This is a genomic window from Kitasatospora sp. NPDC058063 (assembly GCF_042885395.1).
Classification (GTDB): domain Bacteria; phylum Actinomycetota; class Actinomycetes; order Streptomycetales; family Streptomycetaceae; genus Kitasatospora; species Kitasatospora lactacystinica.
The window spans coordinates 125,718-144,251 of the sequence record NZ_JBHVSD010000009.1 but is presented as its reverse complement, the minus strand read 5'-3'; the positions used below and the strand labels follow the sequence as shown (position 1 = coordinate 144,251).

The window sequence follows — 18,534 nt, the reverse complement described above, 5'->3', positions numbered from 1 at the left end:
CCGCCAGGTTAGGGAGGGCCGCTGACAACCGGGCGTCCTGACACGGCCACCACCCCCGTCCGGAGGCGGAGCTGATGACCCGGCAGCTGCGGGCACGTAAGGTGGCGTCAGCGGTGCGGGTGCGAGGAATCGGGGGTGCGGCACAGGATGATGCGGGAGAACGGCGGCAGGCACCAGAAGCGGAACACCGGGCCCTCGGGGTCCGTCCCGGCTCCGGACCGGCCGGTCCGGGAGGACCGTTTCGCCGGTCGGCCCGCGGAGCGCGGCGCGGACCGGAGCGCGGAGCAGCCCGCCGACCGGCCGTCGGGCCGGGCGGCCGAACCGCCCGTGGACCGGGCCGCCGGCCGGCCCGTCGACCCGTTCGCCGATCAGGAGGCGTTCTCCCGCCGGACCCTGGCGGCGGCCGACTTCCCGGTGTACGGCGTGGTCGCCGGTCGAGCGGTGGCCGGGGACGTGCGGACCGGTGGACCGGCGGCCGGTGACGGGGCCGAGGATGACGCGGTGGACGGTGAGGCGCCGGACGGTGAGGCGCTGGCCGCCTTCGAGACCTCCGGCGGCGAGCTGCGCTGGGTCGAGGTCCAGTGCGGTGACTGGCGCTCGGCGGCCGGCCCGTACGTCACCGTGCGCACCTACCGGCCGGGCGCCGATCGGGGCGAGCGGCTGCCCGAGCTGGAGGACCTGGTCGAGGACGAACGGGACCGCGTCTACGAGCAGTTGGGCATCGACGAGGGCGACGGGCCGGGCCGGGTGCGGGCGTTGCGCGCCTGGATCACGGTGGACGGCGAGCCCTGCGCGGTGGAGGTGCACGAGGACCGGCCGGTGCCGGAGCCCGGCGCCCCGGCGGCGCCCGGACCGGAAGCGGTGTGGGCCGGGCGACTGCGGGTCGGCGGGCTGACCGTGACGGTCTGCGGGCGCGGGGTGGCCCCCGGCGCGGTGGAGCTCGGCTCGATCGGCGACTTCGAGCGCTGCCTGCGCGGACGCACCGGACTGCTGCGCGAGCTGGCCGCCCGACGGGCCCGCCACGTGCCGGTCGAGGAGCGCGAACTGCCGCCCGCCGTCGGGATGGAGGCACACCGGGCGCTGATCGCGCAGACCGTCGCCGAGTCCGCCGCGATCGAGGCGCAGGTGCGGGTCGGGCGTACGCCGCGACTGCCGCGCGGGCTGCGCGGGGACATCGGCGCGGTGCGCTGGGAGACGGCGGTGCGCCAGCAGATGCGGCTGGCCACCGAGACCCGGGAGGAGGCCGCGGCGGCGGTCACCTCGATGGTGAACCACCTCGACCGGCTGTCCCAGCAGACGCACTGGCTGGTCGGCACGGCGGAGGGCGAGGCTGCCGTCGAGGAGGTGGTCCGGTACACGGTGTTCGCGAGCGAGGTGGCGAGCCTGCCGGCGCAGCGGGCCTGGGCGCAGCTGTGGCGGGAGCGGCCGGGCGGCGGCGGGGCGGGCGTGTGGGAGGAGCAGCGGCTGTCCGAGCAGCTGTGGCTGGCGGCCTGGGAGCAGTGGCGGGCGGCACGGCACTGACGGTCTGCCGGCCCGCGCGGCGTCCGACGGAACTCCCCTCCGGTCCGCGCGGCGTCCGACGGAGCGTCCTTTCGACGGGTGCCGGCGTAAAGCCGAGGTCATGTGAAGGTCATCGGTCGGCAAATGGCCGCCTGGGCGTGAGGTGGACGTCATACCGGGTTCACCCGCCCGGCGGAGCCTGCTGGGCGTCGGCATCCCGCACCGACGCCCCCGCTCATCCTCAGGAGTTGCTGCCATGTCGCTGTCCCGCCGGGACTTCGTCAACCGTTCCACCCTCGTCGGGGCCGGCGTGCTGATCGCCGGCAGCGCCGAGGCGCTGGCCAGCGCCCCGGGCGCGATCGCCGCCCCGGTCGGCGGCGAGGCCCCGGTCGCCGCGGCCGCCGGGACCAACTCGGCCGCCGGCACCGCGGTCGGCTACGGCCCGCTGGTCCAGGACCCGGGCGGCCTGCTGTCCCTGCCGAAGGGCTTCTCGTACAAGGTCCTCAACCGGGCCGGCGTCACCAAGCTGCGCACCGGCGAGTTCACCCCGAGCAACCACGACGGCACCTCCGCCTTCGAGGACGAGCGCGGCGGCAACTACATGGTCGTCAACCACGAGCTGGCCGGCGCCCGCGCCAACTGGCCGCACCCGGTGCCGCTGACCGAGGGCCACGTCTACGACCCGGGCGCGGCCGGCGGCTGCACCATCGTGCACGCCAAGCGGGACGGCTCGGTCGAGCAGTGGGTCGGCATCGCGGGCACCGCCACCAACTGCGCCGGCGGCGTGACCCCGTGGGGCACCTGGCTGTCCGGCGAGGAGACCGAGGACAAGGCCGGCAAGAACGGCTTCACCAAGGACCACGGCTACATCTTCGAGGTCGACCCGTTCGACGACGACTACAACCGCGACCCGCAGCCGGTCAAGGCCTTCGGCCGCTACGCCCACGAGGCCGTCGTGGTGGACCCCAAGCGCGGCCAGGTCTACCTGACCGAGGACGCCTCGAACCCGAACGGCCTGCTGTTCCGCTGGACCCCGCCGGCCGGCTTCAAGCACGGCCGCTACAAGCTGCGCCAGCTGGCCGCCGACGCCGGTGTGCTGGAGGCCTTCAAGGTCTTCGACGCGCAGGGCAAGTTCATCGACGACCTCTCCCGCGCCACCGCGGTCGGCACCACCTACGGCGTGGACTGGGTCAAGGTCGCGGACCGCGACGCCAGGACCGTCTCGGTGCGCAAGCAGTTCAAGGACGGCGAGGTCACCCGCGCCCGGAAGCTGGAGGGCATGTGGTGGGGTGACGGCGGCTTCTACTTCGTCTCCAGCTTCGCCCGCTCGGAGAGCCCGCTCCAGCACGACGGCCAGGTCTGGTTCTACAACCCGGCCCGCCGCACCATCACCCTGAAGGTCCTGCTGGGCGTCAACACCGACGTCTGGGGCGACCACGACAACTTCGACGGCCCGGACAACATCACCGTCTCGCCGTACGGCGGCATCGTGATCTGCGAGGACGGCGAGGGCGTCTCGCACCTGTTCGGCGCCACCGAGGAGGGCCTGGTCTTCCCGATCGCCCGCAACGAGCTGAACATCGGCACCGCCGAGAAGCCCGAGTTCAGCGAGTTCACCGGGGTGACCTTCTCGGACGACGGCAAGACCCTCTTCGCCAACATCCAGACCCCGGGCATCCAGCTGGCCATCAGCGGCCCGTGGCGCCGGCTGAACGAGCACAAGCGCGGCCAGGGCTACGGCGAGTGACCCTCCGAGCGTGAAGGGCTGCCCGCGGACCACTCGTCCGCGGGCAGTCGCAGTTGCAGCATGGCCAGCAGGCGCTGCTGCGGCTGGGCGAGGTCGATGCCGGTCAGCTGCTCGGCCCGGCGGACCCGGTAGCGCAGGGTGTTGGGGTGGATGTGCAGGGCGTCCGCGGCCACCCGGACCTCGCCGAGCGCGTCCAGCCAGGCCAGCACCGACTCGGCGAGCCGGGTGCCGTGCCGGCGGTCGTACGCGGTGAGCGCGGTCAGCCGCGGGTCGCGCAGGCCGGAGCGCTCCTGGAGCAGCGCCAGCATCTCGCTGACCAGCACCTCCGCCTGCACGTCGATCAGCGCCGCCACGTCGAGGTCCACCCCGCCGCGGCCCATCGCGTCCAGGATCCGGTCCGCCTGCGCGCGGGAGTCGGGCACCTGGGCCAGGCCGTCGACGGTCGAGCCGATCGCGGCGCGCAGCGGGACGCCCAGGTGCTCGCGGGCGGCCGTCACCACCTCGGAGGCCCAGTCGCGCACGGTGGTCATCGGCAGGCCGGGCGGCAGCTCGGGCAGCAGCACGTACACCCGGGACTCGATCGGGGCGAGCAGCGCGGTGCGGTGCCGGGCCGCGGTGTGCACCGAGATCAGGCCGGTGACGTCGGAGCGGTGCAGCGCGTCCGTGGTGCGCGCGCTGTAGGCCAGCACGGTGGCCGGGCGGCGCAGGTCCAGGCCGAGGTGGGTGGCGAGCGACTGGGGGCCGGTGGAGCCCTCCAGCAGGCCGGTGAGCAGGGTCTGGGTGAGCCGGACGTCGGCGGACAGCTCCCGGCGGCGGCGCACCAGCTGGGCGGCCGCCACCCGGGCGGCGCCGACCAGGGACTGCTCGGCCAGCGGGGCCAGCGGCTGGGCGCCCTCCTGCACCCAGATGGTGCCGAGCGGCTGCGCCCCGGCCCGGATGCCGATCGCCAGGCGGCGGCGCAGGCCCAGCTCGGGGTGCGGCTCGACCGCGATCGGGGCGTCCGAGCTGCGCAGGTGCTGGAAGATGCCCCACTCGCGGAGCTTGGAGAGGTACGGCTCCGGGCCCTGCCAGCCGAGGATGGACAGCCGGCGCAGGTCGTCGACCTCGTCGGAGTCGGAGGAGCGGGAGTAGGCCAGCACCCGGCTGGAGGTGTCCTCGATCGAGACGATGCCGTTGGTGAGCACGGCGACGGTCTGGGCGAGGGAGAAGAGGTCGCCGGCGTTGGGTTCGGGGGAGCCGGGGGCGTCCGGGGCGTCCGGGCCGGCGATGATCGCCCGGGCGAGCGAGTCGAGGTGCTCCCAGCGGGTCTCGCGGCGCACCGAGAGCAGGGCGACGCCCGCGTCGGTGGCGGCCTCGCGCAGCGCGTCGGCCTGGCCGGGGCCGTCCAGCTTGACCGCGACGGCGGCGGCCCCGGCCCGGCCGGCCGCGCGCAGGGCGGGCAGGGCGGCCCGGCCGCGGGCGCCGATCGCGAGCACGAGTTCGCCGGGGGCGGCGGTCGGCGGGTCCTCCGGGTCGAGGATGGCGACGTCGCGCACCGCGACGTCCAGGCCCTGCGGGGCGGCCTGCAGTTCGACCAGCGGTTCGCCGAGGGACATCAGGAGTTGACGGAGCGGCAGGCCGGAGGTGGTCACGCCGGTCCTCCTTCATCCGCCCGGACAACGTTTCGCGGTCGATTTTAGCCGGGCGGACAGCGTTCGGGGCTGTCGTCGGGCGGAGGGCCGTCCGTGACCCCGCCGGCGCACCGACTGCGCCGTCCGCGCCCCCTTCGCCATCCGCGCCCCCTTCGCCGTCCGCGCCCCCTTCGGCGGCCGAGCGCCGTTCGGAGTCCGAGCGCCGGAGTGCGAGCCGGTGGCCAGGGCCAGGAGCGTGAGCCGGTGGTGCACGGAGGTGTGAACCATGGGGTGGGAGGGGACGGTTCGTGACCGCGGCGTGACCAGGTTCGTCGGGCCGGACAACGCCGTACGGGGGAATTTAGCCGCGCGGCCAATCAAGTGGCCCGGTAGCCAGGAATAGCGTTCGTGCTGTGGTCGGCGTGCAACCCGCGCCGGCAGTCCCCCGCACTGAACGAAGGAGAGCGTGCGCTCTATGGACGCTGTGACCCAGGTCCCCGCGCCGGTGAACGAGCCGGTCCACAGCTACGCCCCCGGGAGCCCGGAACGGGCTCGCCTGGAGGCCAAGCTGAAGGAGCTGGGCGGCCAGGAGCCGGTCCAGCTGACCATGACGATCAACGGTGAGCGCCGGATGGGCGGCGGCACCGAGATCCACGTCGTCCAGCCGCACAACCACGCGGCTCGGCTCGGCACCCTGCGCAACGCCACCCAGGCCGACGCGCAGGACGCCATCGACACTGCCCTGGCCGCTGCCCCGGCCTGGCAGGCGCTCTCCTTCGACTCGCGCGCCGCGATCTTCCTCAGGGCCGCCGACCTGCTGGCCGGCCCCTGGCGCGAGACCCTGGCCGCCGCCACCATGCTCGGCCAGTCCAAGACCGCCCAGCAGGCCGAGATCGACACCCCCTGCGAGCTGGTCGACTTCCTGCGCTTCAACGTGCACTTCGCCCGCCAGATCCTGGCCGAGCAGCCGATCTCCTCGGACGGCGTGTGGAACCGCAGCGACCACCGCCCGCTGGAGGGCTTCGTCTACGCGATCACCCCGTTCAACTTCACCGCGATCGCCGGCAACCTGCCGACCGCGCCCGCGCTGATGGGCAACGTGGTGCTGTGGAAGCCCTCCCCGACCCAGCAGTTCTCCGCGCACCTGCTGATGCAGCTGCTGGAGGAGGCCGGCCTGCCCAAGGGCGTCATCAACATGGTCACCGGCGACGGCCTGGCCGTCTCCGAGGTCGCGCTCAAGCACCCGGCGCTGGCCGGCATCCACTTCACCGGCTCCACCGCCACCTTCCAGCACCTGTGGCGCGAGGTCGGCAACAACATCGCCGGCTACCGCACCTACCCGCGGATCGTCGGCGAGACCGGCGGCAAGGACTTCCTGGTCGCCCACCCGTCCGCCGACCCCAAGGTCCTGAAGACCGCGATGACCCGCGGCGCCTTCGAGTTCCAGGGCCAGAAGTGCTCGGCGCTGTCGCGGGCCTACGTCCCGGCGTCGATCTGGGCCGGCCTCAAGGACGAGTTCGCCGCCGAGGTCGAGGGCCTCACCATGGGCGACGTCAGCGACCTGAGCAACTTCATGTCGGCCGTCATCGACGACCGCTCCTTCGCCAAGAACAAGGCGGCCATCGACCGCGCCCAGGCCGACCCGCAGGTCGAGGTCCTCGCCGGCGGCACCTACGACGACTCGGTGGGCTACTTCGTGCGCCCGACCGTCCTGGTCTGCCAGGACCCGGCGAGCGAGTACTTCAAGGACGAGTACTTCGGCCCGATCCTGGCCGTGCACGTCTACGAGGACGAGAAGTACGAGGAGATGCTGACCCAGATGGAGTCGGTGTCCCCGTACGGCCTGACCGGCTCGATCATCTCCCAGGACCGCGCCGCGGCCCAGGACGCGATGAACAAGCTGCGCTTCGCGGCCGGCAACTTCTACATCAACGACAAGCCCACCGGCGCCGTCGTCGGTCAGCAGCCCTTCGGCGGCGGCCGGGCCTCGGGCACCAACGACAAGGCGGGCGCCAAGCAGAACCTGGCGCGCTGGACCTCCACCCGCTCGGTCAAGGAGACCTTCGTCCCGCCGACGGACTACCGCTACCCGCACATGGGCTGACCAGCCCCGTGCCGCTGATCGTACGGCTCGTCCAGTAGCCACCGGTCACCCGCGACGCCCGGTCCCGCAGCCGGGCGCCGCCCGCCGGGGCGGCGGGGCCCACCCACCCGTCGCCCGCCGCCACCCTTCTTGGGACGCGCTGCGCGCGGCTCCCCGGATGCCCGCCGCCCCGGCCCTTCTGCCACCCTTGGAAACACCAGCTCCAGGAGTCACGATGCTCCGTTCCGCCCTTCTCGCGGCCTCCCGGTCCCCGCAGGTCCGCACCGTGGTCGAGAAGTTCCCGCCGACCCACGCGATAGTCGAGCGCTTCGTCGCCGGCGACGTCCTCGACGACGCCGTCACCGCCACGGACGACCTGATCGCCACCGGCCGCAAGGTCACCCTGGACCACCTCGGCGAGGACACCCAGGACGCCGCCCAGGCCGCCGGCACCGCCGAGGCCTACGAGCACCTGCTCAAGGCCCTCAAGGACACCGGCCTCGCGGCCGGCGCCGAGGTGTCGGTCAAGCTGTCGGCCGTCGGCCAGTTCCTCCCGGTGGACGGCGAGAAGATCGCGCTGGAGAACGCCCGCCGCATCTGCGAGGCCGCCGCCGACGCCGGCACCACGGTGACCCTCGACATGGAGGACCACACCACCACCGACTCCACCCTCGCCATCGCGCGCGAGCTGCGGGCGGACTTCCCCTGGCTGGGCGTCGTGCTCCAGGCCTACCTGCGCCGCACCGAGGCCGACTGCCGCGACTTCTCGGGCGAGGGCTCCCGCGTGCGCCTGTGCAAGGGCGCCTACAAGGAGCCCGAGTCGGTCGCCTTCCAGGGCAAGCACGAGGTCGACCTCGCGTACGTCCGCGCCCTGAAGGTCCTGATGGCGGGCGAGGGCTACCCGATGATCGCCTCGCACGACCCCAACATGATCAAGATCGCCGGCCAGCTGGCCCAGTGGAACGGCCGCAAGCGGGACTCCTTCGAGTACCAGATGCTGTTCGGCATCCGCCCCGAGGAGCAGCTGCGCCTCGCCGGCGAGGGCAACACGATGCGCGTGTACCTCCCGTACGGCCAGGAGTGGTACGGGTACTTCATGCGCCGCCTCGCGGAGCGCCCGGCCAACCTGACCTTCTTCCTGCGCGCCATGGCCACCCGCGGCTGACCCGGCGCCCCAGGCCACGGCCCGCACCCCTGACGGGGGGTGCGGGCCGTCCGCGTTCCCGGCGTCAGAGGAAGGGCTTGGTGTCGAGGTCGAACGCGAACGGCGCGGGGATGGCGAGCGGTTCACCGAAGGCGGCGAGGTGGACCTCGGTGTACTCCTCGCGATGCGGTCTGCCGAAGAGGCTGACCTGGGACTTCTCGCGGTCGATCAGCAGGTAGAGCGGGATGCCGGCCCGCGCGTAGCAGTGCCGTTTGGTGATCCGGTCGAGGTCGGGCTTGCTCGATGTGACCTCGGCGACCATGGCCACGCCGTCCGGCCCCATCCACGGCGGGGCATCCCGAAACAGACGGAGGTGCTCCGGGACGAACGTGGCCCGCGGGATGACGTGGTCCGGCGGGCCGTGCCCGCCGGCGGCGAGGCGGAGCCCCTTGTTCTCCGACATCTGCATCTCGGTGGCCGACCCGCGCCACACCTGATCGGCCAACTCGCTGATGAGGTGGCAGTGGTAGCCGTCAGCGGGGAGCCCGATGAGGATCTCACCTTCGACGAGTTCGGCCCGCAGACCCTCAGGTGTGTCCAGGGAGAGAAACAGCCCAAGCAGGATCTCGTTGTCCGTTGTGTGCATGGAAGACCTTTCGACCGGGTGCGTCGGAAGGCTATGTGTGGTGCGCACAGGAGGAACGGGGATGGCGTGATCGTCACTCGATGGTGTGGGTCCGAGGTCGGGCCTAGGATCTTCCTGCTGGTGAACTGGCTTTTCGAGCGGAGGAGTTGGCGATGCTGAAGGCTTTCGCGGAGCTGTCCACGCCGTTGGTGGCGGACGCCTGTGTGCGGCTCGGGGTGGAGCCGCGGGTGGCGCCGGTGGGGGTGGGGGCGGTGGTGGCCGGGGCCCGGGTGGCGGGGCGGGTGCTGCCGGTGCGGCACTACGGGAGCGTGGACGTGTTCCTGGAGGCGTACGGCGCGGCGCGGGACGGGGACGTGCTGGTGGTCGACAACGGCGGGCGGACCGACGAGGCCTGCATCGGGGACCTCGCGGTGCTGGAGGCGCGGGCCGCCGGGGTGGCCGGGATCGTGGTGTGGGGGCTGCACCGGGACACGCCCGAGCTGCTGGAGATCGGGCTGCCGGTCTTCAGTTACGGGGCGCTGCCGCTCGGCCCGGTGCGGCTGGACGGCCGGGAGCCGGAGGCGCTGCTGACGGCGAAGTTCGGCCCGCACCCGGTGAGTGCCGAGGACGTGGTGTTCGCCGACGCGGACGGGGTGCTGTTCGTGCCCGCCGACCGGGTCGCCGAGGTGCTGGAGACGGCCGGCGCGATCGCCCGGACCGAGCGCGCGCAGGCCGGACGGATCGCGGCCGGGGACACGCTGCGGCGGCAGACCGCCTTCGACGAGTACCTGCGGCGCCGCGCCGCGGACCCGGCGTACAGCTTCCGGCAGCACCTGCGGCGGGTCGGCGGGGCGATCGAGGAGTAGGACGGTTACAGCGGCCGGTGCATGACGTGCAGGCCGACGTAGCCGTCCACCGGGTGGTGGAAGGCCTCGGGGACGGTGCCGACGATCTCGAAGCCGAGCGATCGGTAGAGCTTCACGGCGTGGTGGTTGCCGGCGACCACCGCGTTGTACTGCATGGCGCGGAAGCCGGCCCGGCGGGCCCAGTCGAGGGTGTACTCGACCAGGGCCCGCCCGATGCCCTCGCCGTGGTGGGCCGGGTCGACCATGTAGCTGGCGCTGGCCACGTGCGAGCCGTTGCCGGGGCGGTTGCGGTTCATGTTGGCGGTGCCGAGGACCCGCCCGTCCTCGTCCACCGCGACCACCGTGCGGTTCGGGGCGGCGAGCATCCACCACTCCCGGCCCAGCTCGGAGGGCATGTCCAGGGGGTAGGGGAAGGTCTCGCCGGCGGCGACGACGGCGTGGAAGAACGGCCAGATGGCGGGCCAGTCCTCGGGGGTGGCCTCGCGGATGTCGATGGGCATCGGACCAGGATGATCCCCGGCGGGCGGGCGGGCCACCGGTTTTCGGTGGTCCCGCCCGTCGGGCCGGTCGTCGGGGGCCGCGTCGCGGGGAGGGTCAGCCGTCGAGGAGGGCGTCCTCGACCAGGGCGGCGGTGTGGGCCTGGCCGACGGCGTTGGGGTGCACCACGGCGTATTCGAGGGGGATGACGCTGGTCAGCACGCCGTCCAGCCAGTGGTCGGCGTCGCAGACGCTGTGGCCGGCACTGGCGGGGTAGAGGTTCACGAAGGTGTCGCCGCGGGCGGCGGTGTCCTGGGCGATGAGCGCGTTGAGCGGCTCCAGGAGCGCGGTGCGGGCCCAGGCGAGGTCGCCGGTGGTGAAGGTGCCGAACTGCAGGGGGTTGCCGAACTGGCAGAGGGCGGCGTCCTCGGGGACGAGGTGCGGGTAGCCGACGGTGAGGACCCTGGCGGACGGGGCCTTGGCGTGCAGCGCGGTCAGCATCCGGGCGTAGTCGCCGCGCAGCCGGTTCAGGCGGTCGGGCAGGCTCGCGTCGAACTTGTTCTTGCAGGGCGTGCCCCGGCCGAGCTGGACGGCGCCGAGTTCGATGCAGCTCTTGAGGATCTCGGCGAAGCCGAGGTCGTTGCCGCCGATCCCGACGGTGACCAGGTCGGTGGCCGGGTCGACGGCGTCGATCTGCGGCGGGACGGACGGGTAGGGGCCGTTGGGGTCGGTGCCGAGCGGCGGGAGCGGCCGGCCGAGCGGGGACTGCGCGCCGGTGTCGACGCTGCCGGTGGTGGCGCCGCTGCAGCTGACGTTGCGCAGGGCGACCAGGGAGCCGAGGTCGCGGCGGAGGATCTCGGGATAGGAGTCGACGGTGCGGGCGCAGCCGTCGCGCGGTTCGGTCTCGTCGCCGGTGGCCACGACGACCCCGGCGGTGTAGGAGTCGCCGAGGGCCGTCCACCGCAGTGCGGCGGCGCGGTCGCCGGGCCGGGCGGCGGCCTGGGCGGTGGTCGGGGTGATCAGTCCGGCGGCGAGCGCGGTGGCGGTGCCGGCGACGGCGAGGCGGGACAGGAAGTGTGGCACGGCTCTCCTCCTCGGGGTGCGGGGGAGAGAGCGGATTCACCCCCCTGAGAGTCAATCGAGTCGCCGTGGTGGCGACTTGATGCCTCAAGGGGGTGAATTCACGGGCGCGGACGTGACGTCGGGAGGTCGTCGCGTGGTGTCGTGGCCTCGCGGGACCGGCGGCGGTGTGCGGCTACAGCGCCGCGGCGGCGGGCTCGATCATCGCCCGCGCGGTCTTGCCGTCGACGTACTCGCCGAGTGCCGTCATCTCCCACTCGCCGCCCGGACGGCGGACCAGCTTGCACATCATCACACCGGTGTGGGGCTCGGAGTTGGTGAGGTCGAAGCGGACCAGCTCCTCCTCCGTCCGGGCGTCCAGCAGACGGCAGTAGGCGTCGCGCACGTCGGTGAACTTCTGGCCGGAGAAGGAGTTCACGACGAAGACCAGCCCGTGGACCTCCGCCGGCAGGCCCTCCAGGTGGACGGTGATCGCCTCGTCGTCGCCGCCCTCGCCGCCGACCAGGTTGTCGCCGGAGTGGGAGATCGCGCCGTTGAAGATGCTCAGCTTCATGAACCAGGCCGTCTCCAGCCGCTTGTGCCGGGCGTCGAAGGCGAGGCAGGAGGCGTCCAGGTCGATGTCACGGCCGCGGCCGGCGGACTTCCAGCCGAGGGCCATCCGGACGGAGGAGAGGAACGGGCGGCCGTTCTTGACCAGGGAGACCGAGCTGCCCTTGACCAGGTTGACCCGGCCCTTGTCCAGGGTGATCTTGGCGGGGGCGGCCGGGGCCGCGGGCGCGGCGGGGGCCGGGGGAGCCGCGGGCGGGGCCGGGACGGCGGTCTGGCCGGTGGCGAGGGCGATCCGCGGGTCGACCGGGGTGCCGACCGGGGTGGCGGTCGGGGGCCCGGCCGGTGCGGGCGGGGCGGCCGGCGGAGCCGGGAGCTGGACGGTGCGGTCCACCGGGGCCGGCGGCGCGACCGGCGCTGCGGGGGCCTGGGCGGCCGGGACCGGGGCCGGGGCCGGGGCCGAGGAGGCGGGGGCCGGGGAGTCCTCGACACTGACGCCGAAGTCGGTGGCGATGCCCGCGAGGCCGTCGGCGTAGCCCTGTCCGACGGCGCGCACCTTCCAGGCACCGCCCCGCAGGTAGACCTCGACCACGATGAGCGCGGTCTCCAGGCCCAGCCGGGGCGGGGTGAAGGTGACCAGCACCTCGCCGGTGTCGGCGTCGCGGACGGTGGCGGTGGGCTCCATCCCGGCGAAGGTGGAGACCTGGTCGGCGGGGCTCGCGGTGACCACGATCTTGGTGATGCCGGCCGGGACGGCCCGGGTGTCGACGGTGATCGCGTCGGGGGTGCCGGCGGTGGCCGGGCGGTGGCTGACGCCGGGGCCGTTCGGGGCGTTGAAGAAGACGAAGTCGTCGTCCGAGCGGACCTTTCCGGCATCGGTCAGCAGCAGGCCGGAGACGTCCAGCGCCTTGGGCGCGGTGACCTCGACGCTCACTCGCGCGGCGGTCAGCGGTGCGTTGCCGCCTTGGGTCAGGACGGTGGACACGGACTCCTCCTCGGGTGCGGAACGGCGGCCCGGCCGGGGCCGTCGGGGCGCCGGGCCGGGGTGCTGCCCACAGTAACGAACGAGGTTCGGGGATGTGCCCGTCCGGAACGGCCGACCGTGGATCGTCGAACGACCGTTACACCCGGCCGTCGGCAGGTCAGCGCGCCGCGGTGGCCGGGGCGGTGGGCGGTGCGGAGCCCGGGGAGGGGGCCGGTGCGGGGGCCGTTGCCAGGGCCGGGCCGTCGGCCGGTCCGGGGAGCGGCGAGGCGGCCCGGGCGCGGGGCGCGCACGGCTCGGCGAGCAGCGGCTGCGCCGGGCCGAAGCCCCCGAGCGCGGCGACCGCGCGGGGGTGGTCGAGGGCGAAGGCGGAGACGCTCCAGCTCTCCGCCGGGGCCGCCTTGCGCGCCGCGGCGGACGGCTCCGCAGCCGGACGGGCACCGCGGACGCCGAAGGTGTAGTGGCCGGGCCGGACGTCGGTGCCGGGCGGGGTGGTGAAGCGGTAGACGAGGGTGCCGCGCTCCTGCTGGGCGGTGATCACGGCGCCCGGCAGGTCGGTCCAGGCGGCGCCGGCGCCGGGTGCCGACTCGCCCGGGGCGAGCCGGAACTCGGCCTGGAACGCGGTGACCGGCTCGGCCACCGAGAGGGTGAGCCGGTGGCGCAGGCCGTCCCGGCCGAGCGGGGAGAGCAGGGCGGTACCGGACAGCGCGTGGTCGGTGTCCGGGGCGCTTCCGGGGTCGGCCGGGCCGGCGTCCTCGACGGGGCCGGTGGGCCCGGTGGGCGCGGTGGGCGCGTCCTTCCCCGGGGCGCCCGCGGCACCGACGTCCGGGAGGGACGCGGCCGGCGGCGGCGCCGGGCGGCCGGGCACGGTCGGCCGCAGCCCGGGGATGTTCGGTCCCTGGCCGGGGGCGGAGGGGTCGTAGCCGGGCTGCTGGGCGTTCCAGGGCGGGGCCGGGACGGAAGGGGAGGGCGAGGGGCCGGCCGGGGCGTCGGCCCCGGTGCCGGTGCCGGTGCCGGTGCCGGTGAGCTGGGTGCCGTGGGCCGGCGCGTCCTGCCCGGCCGAGGCCTGGCCGCCGGTCTGGGGCGTGCCCGGGCCCGCCGTGCGGGACGCGGGCGGGGTGGCGGCGACCGGCGCGGGTCCCGACGGGCGTGCCGAGAGGTGCGAGGAGGGGGCCGTCGAGGGGTGGCCGGCGGCGGGGGCGGACGACAGGCCGTCGGTCGGGGTCTGCTCCGAGGCGGCCTCGGCCTGGTCGGTGGCGCCCGGCGTGGGCGGCGGGGTGGAGCCGACCCGGGCGACGCCGGCCCGGCGGCCGATCCCCTGCTGCTCGTTGAGCAGCAGGGTGGTGGCGATGCTGATGCCGACCACGGTGGACATCGCCATCGCGGCACCGGACAGGCGCAGGGTGGGCAGCCGGAACAGGCCGCCGAACGGGCGCGGCCGCCCGTGCCGACCCTGCCGTGCGGGCTCGTGGTGCACGTCCCGCGCGGTGTCCTCGCGCACAGCCACCGGACCCCTCCCTCCCCGAAGCCGCCGTCGCGTCGCCGTATTCTCCCACGCGTCGCCGCCGGGTCCGGCTCCGGCCGTCGCGGGCCGGTTCCGCGCGGGCCCGCCCGGGGAGAGGGCAGAGCGTACCAGTGGGTGATCACCTCCCGGTCGGCCCCCGTCCATTTCGTGGACGCCCTTTCGACACACGGAAGTTGACGATCCGTCTGACAAGGGCGGGTGAGGAGCGGCCGCCCCGGACGGGCGTTATTGCAACCCCCTTGCAACCCTTGCCCGGTGCGCCGGGCGTGACGCAGGCTGAGGTCATCCCACGCCGTCCCGGAGAGACCGTCATGCCGCCCGACCCGCTGTCCGCAGCCTCAAGTGCACCCCTCGCCGCCACCCCCACGGGCGGCGATGGGGACGGCTCCACCGCCGCTCCGGCGGCGGTGGAGGAGGTGCTGATCCTGCGGATCTCGCTGGGCGAGGAGGTGGTCGGCGAGGTGCGCACCCGGTTCCGGTTCGTCGCCGCGCGCCCGTACGAGGTCCTGCTGACCTTCCACCTGGGGCGGCCGGACGAGGCCGACTGGGTGTTCTCACGCGAACTGCTGCGCGACGGGCTGCGCGCGCTGAGCGGCCAGGGCGACGTCAAACTGTGGCCGGCGTACTGCCCGTGCCACGGCGCGACGCTGCACCTGGCGCTCGAATCCCCGCACGGCAGCGCACTGCTGGAGGCCTCCAAGCCCCGGGTGCAGGCCTGGCTGGACCGCACCTACGCGCTGGTCTCCGAGCACCAGGAGCGCCGCTGCGGTCCCACCGACGCCGAGCTGGCCGCGCTGCTCGCGAACGGCTGACGACGGGGCGCCGGATCCGCTCCGCGCGGCCGGGGGCGGAGCGTCCGGGGGCGGAGCGTCAGCGACGCTCCGTCGGCGCGGCGACGCGCGGCGGCGGCAGGGGCGGCGCACCGGGCAGCCGGGCCGTCCCCGCGGCCAGCGCGGCCCGCAGCCGCCGCACGGCCGGGGCCGAGGAGGAGGGCAGCAGGTCGTACGGGTCGTCCGGCCCGTCCACGGTGACCAGCACCGACTCGGCGATCCGGTACGGCCGGTGGGCCAGCAGCCCGCCCAGGTAGCGGCGCAGCCGGGAGAGCTCCGCGCGCACCGTCACCGTCCGGCCCGGGTCGCCGAACAGCGCGTCGGCGAGCTGGGCGGCCGTGCTGCCCTCGCGTCCGGTGGCGAGCAGGAGCAGCAGTTCGGCGTGGCGCGGGCTGAGCGGGTGCGACCAGCTGTCGGCCGCGCCCCGGACGGACAGCCCGGGGCGGTCCGGGCGGCGCAGGTCCAGCCGGAGGTGGGCGCCCTCGGCCTGTTCGGCGGTCACCGCGCCCGAGCCGTTCTCCCCGGGCGGCCGGACCGGGCGCACCAGCCAGCCGTCGGCGAGCGGCTCCAGCGCGCACTCGCCGAGGCCCGGCACCCAGTGCACGGCGGCCGGGGTCCAGCCCTCGCTGGGCACCCGCAGCCGGCTGGGCGGCGGCAGCCCGGCCGCGGCGGCGGTCCAGCCGGCCGCGTCCACCACCAGCGCCGGGCCGCCGACCCGGGCGAGCAGCGGGGCGGCCAGGGTGCGCAGCTGGTGCAGCGCCTCCAGCCGGTGGGCGCGCAGCTCGGTCTCGGCCAGCCGGGCGGCGGTCGCGGTGAGCTGGAGCAGGTACGGGCGGATGCTGTGCGCCGGGCCGCTCAGGTTGATGGCGCCGACCAGCTGCCCGGTGCCGGGGTCGCGCACCGGTGCGGCCACGCAGGTCCAGGAGTGGTGGCTGCGCAGGTAGTGCTCGGCGGAGTGGACGTGCATCGGGCGCCGGGCGCGCAGCGCGACCGCGATGCCGTTGGTGCCGACGCTCTCCTCGATCCAGCGGGCGCCGGTGATGAAGCCGATCCGGTCGGCGCTGCGGCGCAGGCCGCGTTCGCCCTCCTGCCAGAGCACGTGGCCCTCGGCGTCGGCGACGGCCAGCAGCAGCGGGGCCGTGCCGCCGGTCTCCACCAGGGTCTCGCGCAGCACCGGCAGGACGGTGTCGAGCCCGCTGGTGCGGCGCCGCTGTTCGATTTCGCCGGGGCCCAGCAGGACGGCGGCGGCGCCGGTGTCGGGGTCGAGGCCGAGGCGGCGCAGCCGGGCCCAGGAGTCGCCGATCTCGGGCCGGGGTTCGAGCAGGCCGGGGCCGCCGGTCTCCTCGGCGCGGGCGGGGGTGGACAGTTCCCGGGCGGCGGCGTCGGCGAGGGTGCGGTCGTGGACCTTGGCCAGCTCCGTCGCGGACGGCGGGGTGCGGCGCTCTGGTCGTCGGGACTGCCGTCCGGTCTGCCGCACTCGCTTCGCTCCTCGCCGCCGTTCGAGGACGCGTCGGGGCCGACGCGCTGACGAAAGCGTACGGGTGCGGTGGGCCGCTGGGGACGGGGTCGGGCAAGTCGGCATACCGGGCGGTACGGAACGCGGGTCCGGCCCAGGGCCCGGCCGTGCCCGCCGGGGTGCGGGGCCCGACCCCCGGCGGCCCCGGCCGGCGGTCAGCGCTGTGCGCCGGAGCCCTGCTGGGCCGCCTCCACGGTGTGGTGCAGGTCGGCGGTGGCCTCCAGGGCGGCGCCGGTGCTCAGTGCCAGGCAGGCGGCCAGGGCCACGGCGGCGGCCCGCAGCCAGGTGCCCGGGGCGGGGGCCGGACGGGGCCGGAGCAGCGCGGCGACCCGGCGCGGGACCGGGCCGGAGTGCGCGGTGGCGACCGTCCGGGGGCGGGCCGGCCAGGGGGAACGGCTCGCGGCCAGGGCCGCCCGGCCGACCGCGCGGGCGGTCACGGCGCGGTCGCCGACCCGGGCAGCCGCGACCTCGTCGGCCCAGCGCTCCAGGTGGTACCCGAGGGGTGCGCGCAGCGGGCGCAGTGCCGGATGGACGTCGGCGGCGTGCTCGGCGAGGGCGAGGAAGAGGTGGTGGCGGGCGGCCAGGTGGGCCCGTTCGTGGGCGAGCAGGGCGGAGCGCTCGGGGCCGTCGAGGGCGCGCAGCATGCCGGAGGTGACCACGATCCGGCCGGGCTCGCCCGGTCGGCCGGGGCGGCCCAGGCGGCCGGGCAGGGCGAAGGCGTCGGCGCAGTCGTCGTCCAGCACGGTGAGCGGGTGGTCGGCGGGCCGGAACAGCGCGGCGGGCCGCAGCAGGGCGACCGGCCGCAGGCGGGCGGCGAGCCGGGTGAGTGCGGGCGGCCACGCCGAGGGGCGTGACCGGCGCACGGAGGCGCACGGGGGGCGCATGTCCGAATGCTGGGCAGGGGAGGGGGCGCGGCCCGGCCGGTGGGCGCCGGTCCGGTCCGTCCGGTCCGTCCGGTCCGTACGGTGGCGGTCGGTGCGGTCGGTGCGGTCGGTGCGGTCGGTGCGGTCGGTGCGGTCGGTGCGGTCGGTGCGGTCGGTGCGGTCGGTGCGGTCGGTGCCGCCGGCGCCGCCGGTGGGTCGGTCGGGGTGGTCGTGGGCCGGGAGCGCGGCCCGGGCGGTGCGCAGCTCCCGCTGCCGCCGGTGGACGGTGCGCACCGCCAGTGCGCCGAGCGCGAGGAGCGCCAGGGCGGCGAGCGCGGCCGCGAACGGCGCGCCGGGCGAGGCCGCGGTGAGCCAGGGCAGCGAGAGGTGGCCGAGGGCGGCGACGGGCGGGAGCTGGAGCAGCCCGTCGGCGGCGAGCAGGCCGAGCGAGCAGAGCGTGCCGCCGGCCAGCACGGCGGTGGTCGCGGCCAGCATCCAGGCGGCGGCCCGCGGCGGCAGCGCCTCGGCGAGGCGGCGGGCCAGCGGGGCGGCCAGGAACGGCAGCAGCAGCGGGACCCAGACGGCGAGCATCATCGGCCGGCCGCTCCCGGGGTGCCCCGGCCCGGGGGGTACGGGCCCGCGGTGTCCGGGCCCGCGGCGCCGCCCCCGGTCGTCTCCGCGTCCGGGACGCCGTCGCCGAGCAGTTCGCGCAGCAACTGCTCGTCCTCGGCGGAGAGGTCGGAGACGAAGCGGGCCAGCACGGTGGAGCGGTCGGACTCGCGGCCGAGTTCGGTGTGCATCCGGCGGGCGGCGAGCCCCGCGGTGTCCTGGACGGTCGGGGTGTAGGCGTAGGCCCGGCCGGCCCGGGTGCGCACGACCGTGCCCTTGTCGAACAGTCGGCCGAGGATCGTCGCGATGGTGGTGCGGGCGAGGTCCCCGCCGAGCGCGGCCTGGACGTCCTGCGGCGTCAGCGGCTGCCGGGCGGACCAGAGGGCGGCCAGCACCTCGGCCTCCAGCTCCCCGGCGGGCCGGCGGGCGGACGGTACGTCGGGCATGGCGGCGCTTCCTCCAAGTTTCGTCTACAGTCATGTAGACCGTCTACGCAACTGTAGACGGTCCGGGCGGGTTCCGATGCGAACC

Annotated in this window: 15 protein-coding genes; 6 read left to right on the top strand and 9 right to left on the bottom strand. The window is 75.3% G+C overall.

Annotated features, from left to right (window positions below; all coding sequences use genetic code 11):
* The first annotated feature begins 135 nt into the window (after nt 1–135).
* Together ACFVUY_RS17815 and ACFVUY_RS17810 are read left to right on the top strand one after the other, a co-directional pair.
* The gene (locus ACFVUY_RS17815; protein WP_387730859.1) at nt 136–1,521 is read left to right on the top strand and encodes a hypothetical protein; all 1,386 of its coding nucleotides are present in this window, start codon (nt 136–138) and stop codon (nt 1,519–1,521) included.
* Between the two features lie 235 nt (nt 1,522–1,756).
* Nucleotides 1,757–3,247, top strand: coding sequence for an alkaline phosphatase PhoX (locus tag ACFVUY_RS17810; RefSeq protein WP_387685689.1), 1,491 nt, complete (start codon nt 1,757–1,759; stop codon nt 3,245–3,247).
* Here ACFVUY_RS17810 and ACFVUY_RS17805 read toward each other — a convergent pair.
* Entirely contained in the window at nt 3,235–4,878 is a 1,644-nt protein-coding gene (locus ACFVUY_RS17805) for a PucR family transcriptional regulator (protein ID WP_387685691.1), read from the bottom strand. The genes ACFVUY_RS17810 and ACFVUY_RS17805 overlap by 13 nt on opposite strands.
* Before the next feature lie 454 nt (nt 4,879–5,332).
* On the opposite strand from ACFVUY_RS17805, the gene pruA reads away from it, so the two are divergent.
* Both pruA and ACFVUY_RS17795 read left to right on the top strand, forming a co-directional pair.
* Nucleotides 5,333–6,961, top strand: coding sequence for an L-glutamate gamma-semialdehyde dehydrogenase (pruA, locus tag ACFVUY_RS17800; protein WP_387685693.1), 1,629 nt, complete (start codon nt 5,333–5,335; stop codon nt 6,959–6,961).
* A gap of 214 nt (nt 6,962–7,175) precedes the next feature.
* Nucleotides 7,176–8,105: a proline dehydrogenase family protein gene (locus ACFVUY_RS17795; RefSeq protein WP_359905370.1), complete on the top strand. Its 930-nt coding sequence runs from the start codon at nt 7,176–7,178 to the stop codon at nt 8,103–8,105.
* Nucleotides 8,106–8,169: 64 nt separating this feature from the next.
* On the opposite strand, the gene ACFVUY_RS17790 is transcribed toward ACFVUY_RS17795, so the two are convergent.
* The gene (locus tag ACFVUY_RS17790) at nt 8,170–8,730 is read right to left on the bottom strand and encodes a Uma2 family endonuclease (RefSeq protein ID WP_387730856.1); all 561 of its coding nucleotides are present in this window, start codon (nt 8,728–8,730) and stop codon (nt 8,170–8,172) included.
* 152 nt (nt 8,731–8,882) lie between these two features.
* On the opposite strand from ACFVUY_RS17790, the gene ACFVUY_RS17785 reads away from it, so the two are divergent.
* Entirely contained in the window at nt 8,883–9,575 is a 693-nt protein-coding gene (locus ACFVUY_RS17785) for an RraA family protein (RefSeq protein ID WP_387685698.1), read from the top strand.
* A gap of 5 nt (nt 9,576–9,580) precedes the next feature.
* Here the strand turns inward: ACFVUY_RS17785 and ACFVUY_RS17780 are convergent, their stop codons facing one another.
* From ACFVUY_RS17780 to ACFVUY_RS17765, 4 genes are all read right to left on the bottom strand, one after another.
* Nucleotides 9,581–10,069 carry a GNAT family N-acetyltransferase gene (locus tag ACFVUY_RS17780; RefSeq protein WP_387685898.1) on the bottom strand — a complete coding sequence of 163 codons (489 nt, stop codon included), beginning with the start codon at nt 10,067–10,069 and terminating at the stop codon, nt 9,581–9,583.
* A 100-nt stretch (nt 10,070–10,169) separates the two neighbouring features.
* Nucleotides 10,170–11,135 (bottom strand): SGNH/GDSL hydrolase family protein, encoded by a 966-nt coding sequence (locus ACFVUY_RS17775; RefSeq protein ID WP_387730853.1) that lies wholly within the window; start codon nt 11,133–11,135, stop codon nt 10,170–10,172.
* A gap of 172 nt (nt 11,136–11,307) precedes the next feature.
* Complete coding sequence (locus ACFVUY_RS17770; protein WP_387731101.1) at nt 11,308–12,651, bottom strand: TerD family protein; 1,344 nt, start codon at nt 12,649–12,651, stop codon at nt 11,308–11,310.
* 169 nt (nt 12,652–12,820) lie between these two features.
* Nucleotides 12,821–14,167: a hypothetical protein gene (locus ACFVUY_RS17765; protein ID WP_387730850.1), complete on the bottom strand. Its 1,347-nt coding sequence runs from the start codon at nt 14,165–14,167 to the stop codon at nt 12,821–12,823.
* A gap of 329 nt (nt 14,168–14,496) precedes the next feature.
* Here ACFVUY_RS17765 and ACFVUY_RS17760 point away from each other — a divergent pair, with 329 nt between their 5' ends.
* Nucleotides 14,497–14,997 carry an SsgA family sporulation/cell division regulator gene (locus ACFVUY_RS17760; RefSeq protein ID WP_359905384.1) on the top strand — a complete coding sequence of 167 codons (501 nt, stop codon included), beginning with the start codon at nt 14,497–14,499 and terminating at the stop codon, nt 14,995–14,997.
* 58 nt (nt 14,998–15,055) lie between these two features.
* On the opposite strand, the gene ACFVUY_RS17755 is transcribed toward ACFVUY_RS17760, so the two are convergent.
* The 3 genes from ACFVUY_RS17755 to ACFVUY_RS17745 form a co-directional block, all read right to left on the bottom strand.
* A complete protein-coding gene (locus tag ACFVUY_RS17755; RefSeq protein ID WP_387730847.1) occupies nt 15,056–16,492 on the bottom strand; it encodes a GAF domain-containing protein in 1,437 nt (478 codons plus the stop codon).
* Between the two features lie 194 nt (nt 16,493–16,686).
* Entirely contained in the window at nt 16,687–17,988 is a 1,302-nt protein-coding gene (locus ACFVUY_RS17750) for a M56 family metallopeptidase (protein ID WP_387730844.1), read from the bottom strand.
* The gene (locus tag ACFVUY_RS17745; protein WP_387730841.1) at nt 17,985–18,449 is read right to left on the bottom strand and encodes a BlaI/MecI/CopY family transcriptional regulator; all 465 of its coding nucleotides are present in this window, start codon (nt 18,447–18,449) and stop codon (nt 17,985–17,987) included. The genes ACFVUY_RS17750 and ACFVUY_RS17745 overlap by 4 nt, the downstream gene beginning before the upstream one ends.
* Nucleotides 18,450–18,534: the final 85 nt, after the last annotated feature.

Excerpts from the sequence above, each read along its gene's own strand:
- ACFVUY_RS17795 (WP_359905370.1), top strand. The coding sequence starts at position 7,176 with ATGCTCCGTTCCGCCCTTCTCGCGGCCTCCCGGTCCCCGCAGGTCCGC.
- ACFVUY_RS17810 (WP_387685689.1), top strand. The coding sequence starts at position 1,757 with ATGTCGCTGTCCCGCCGGGACTTCGTCAACCGTTCCACCCTCGTCGGG.
- ACFVUY_RS17750 (WP_387730844.1), bottom strand. The coding sequence starts at position 17,988 with ATGATGCTCGCCGTCTGGGTCCCGCTGCTGCTGCCGTTCCTGGCCGCC.
- ACFVUY_RS17785 (WP_387685698.1), top strand. The coding sequence starts at position 8,883 with ATGCTGAAGGCTTTCGCGGAGCTGTCCACGCCGTTGGTGGCGGACGCC.
- pruA (WP_387685693.1), top strand. The coding sequence starts at position 5,333 with ATGGACGCTGTGACCCAGGTCCCCGCGCCGGTGAACGAGCCGGTCCAC.
- ACFVUY_RS17745 (WP_387730841.1), bottom strand. The coding sequence starts at position 18,449 with ATGCCCGACGTACCGTCCGCCCGCCGGCCCGCCGGGGAGCTGGAGGCC.
- ACFVUY_RS17790 (WP_387730856.1), bottom strand. The coding sequence starts at position 8,730 with ATGCACACAACGGACAACGAGATCCTGCTTGGGCTGTTTCTCTCCCTG.
- ACFVUY_RS17760 (WP_359905384.1), top strand. The coding sequence starts at position 14,497 with ATGCCGCCCGACCCGCTGTCCGCAGCCTCAAGTGCACCCCTCGCCGCC.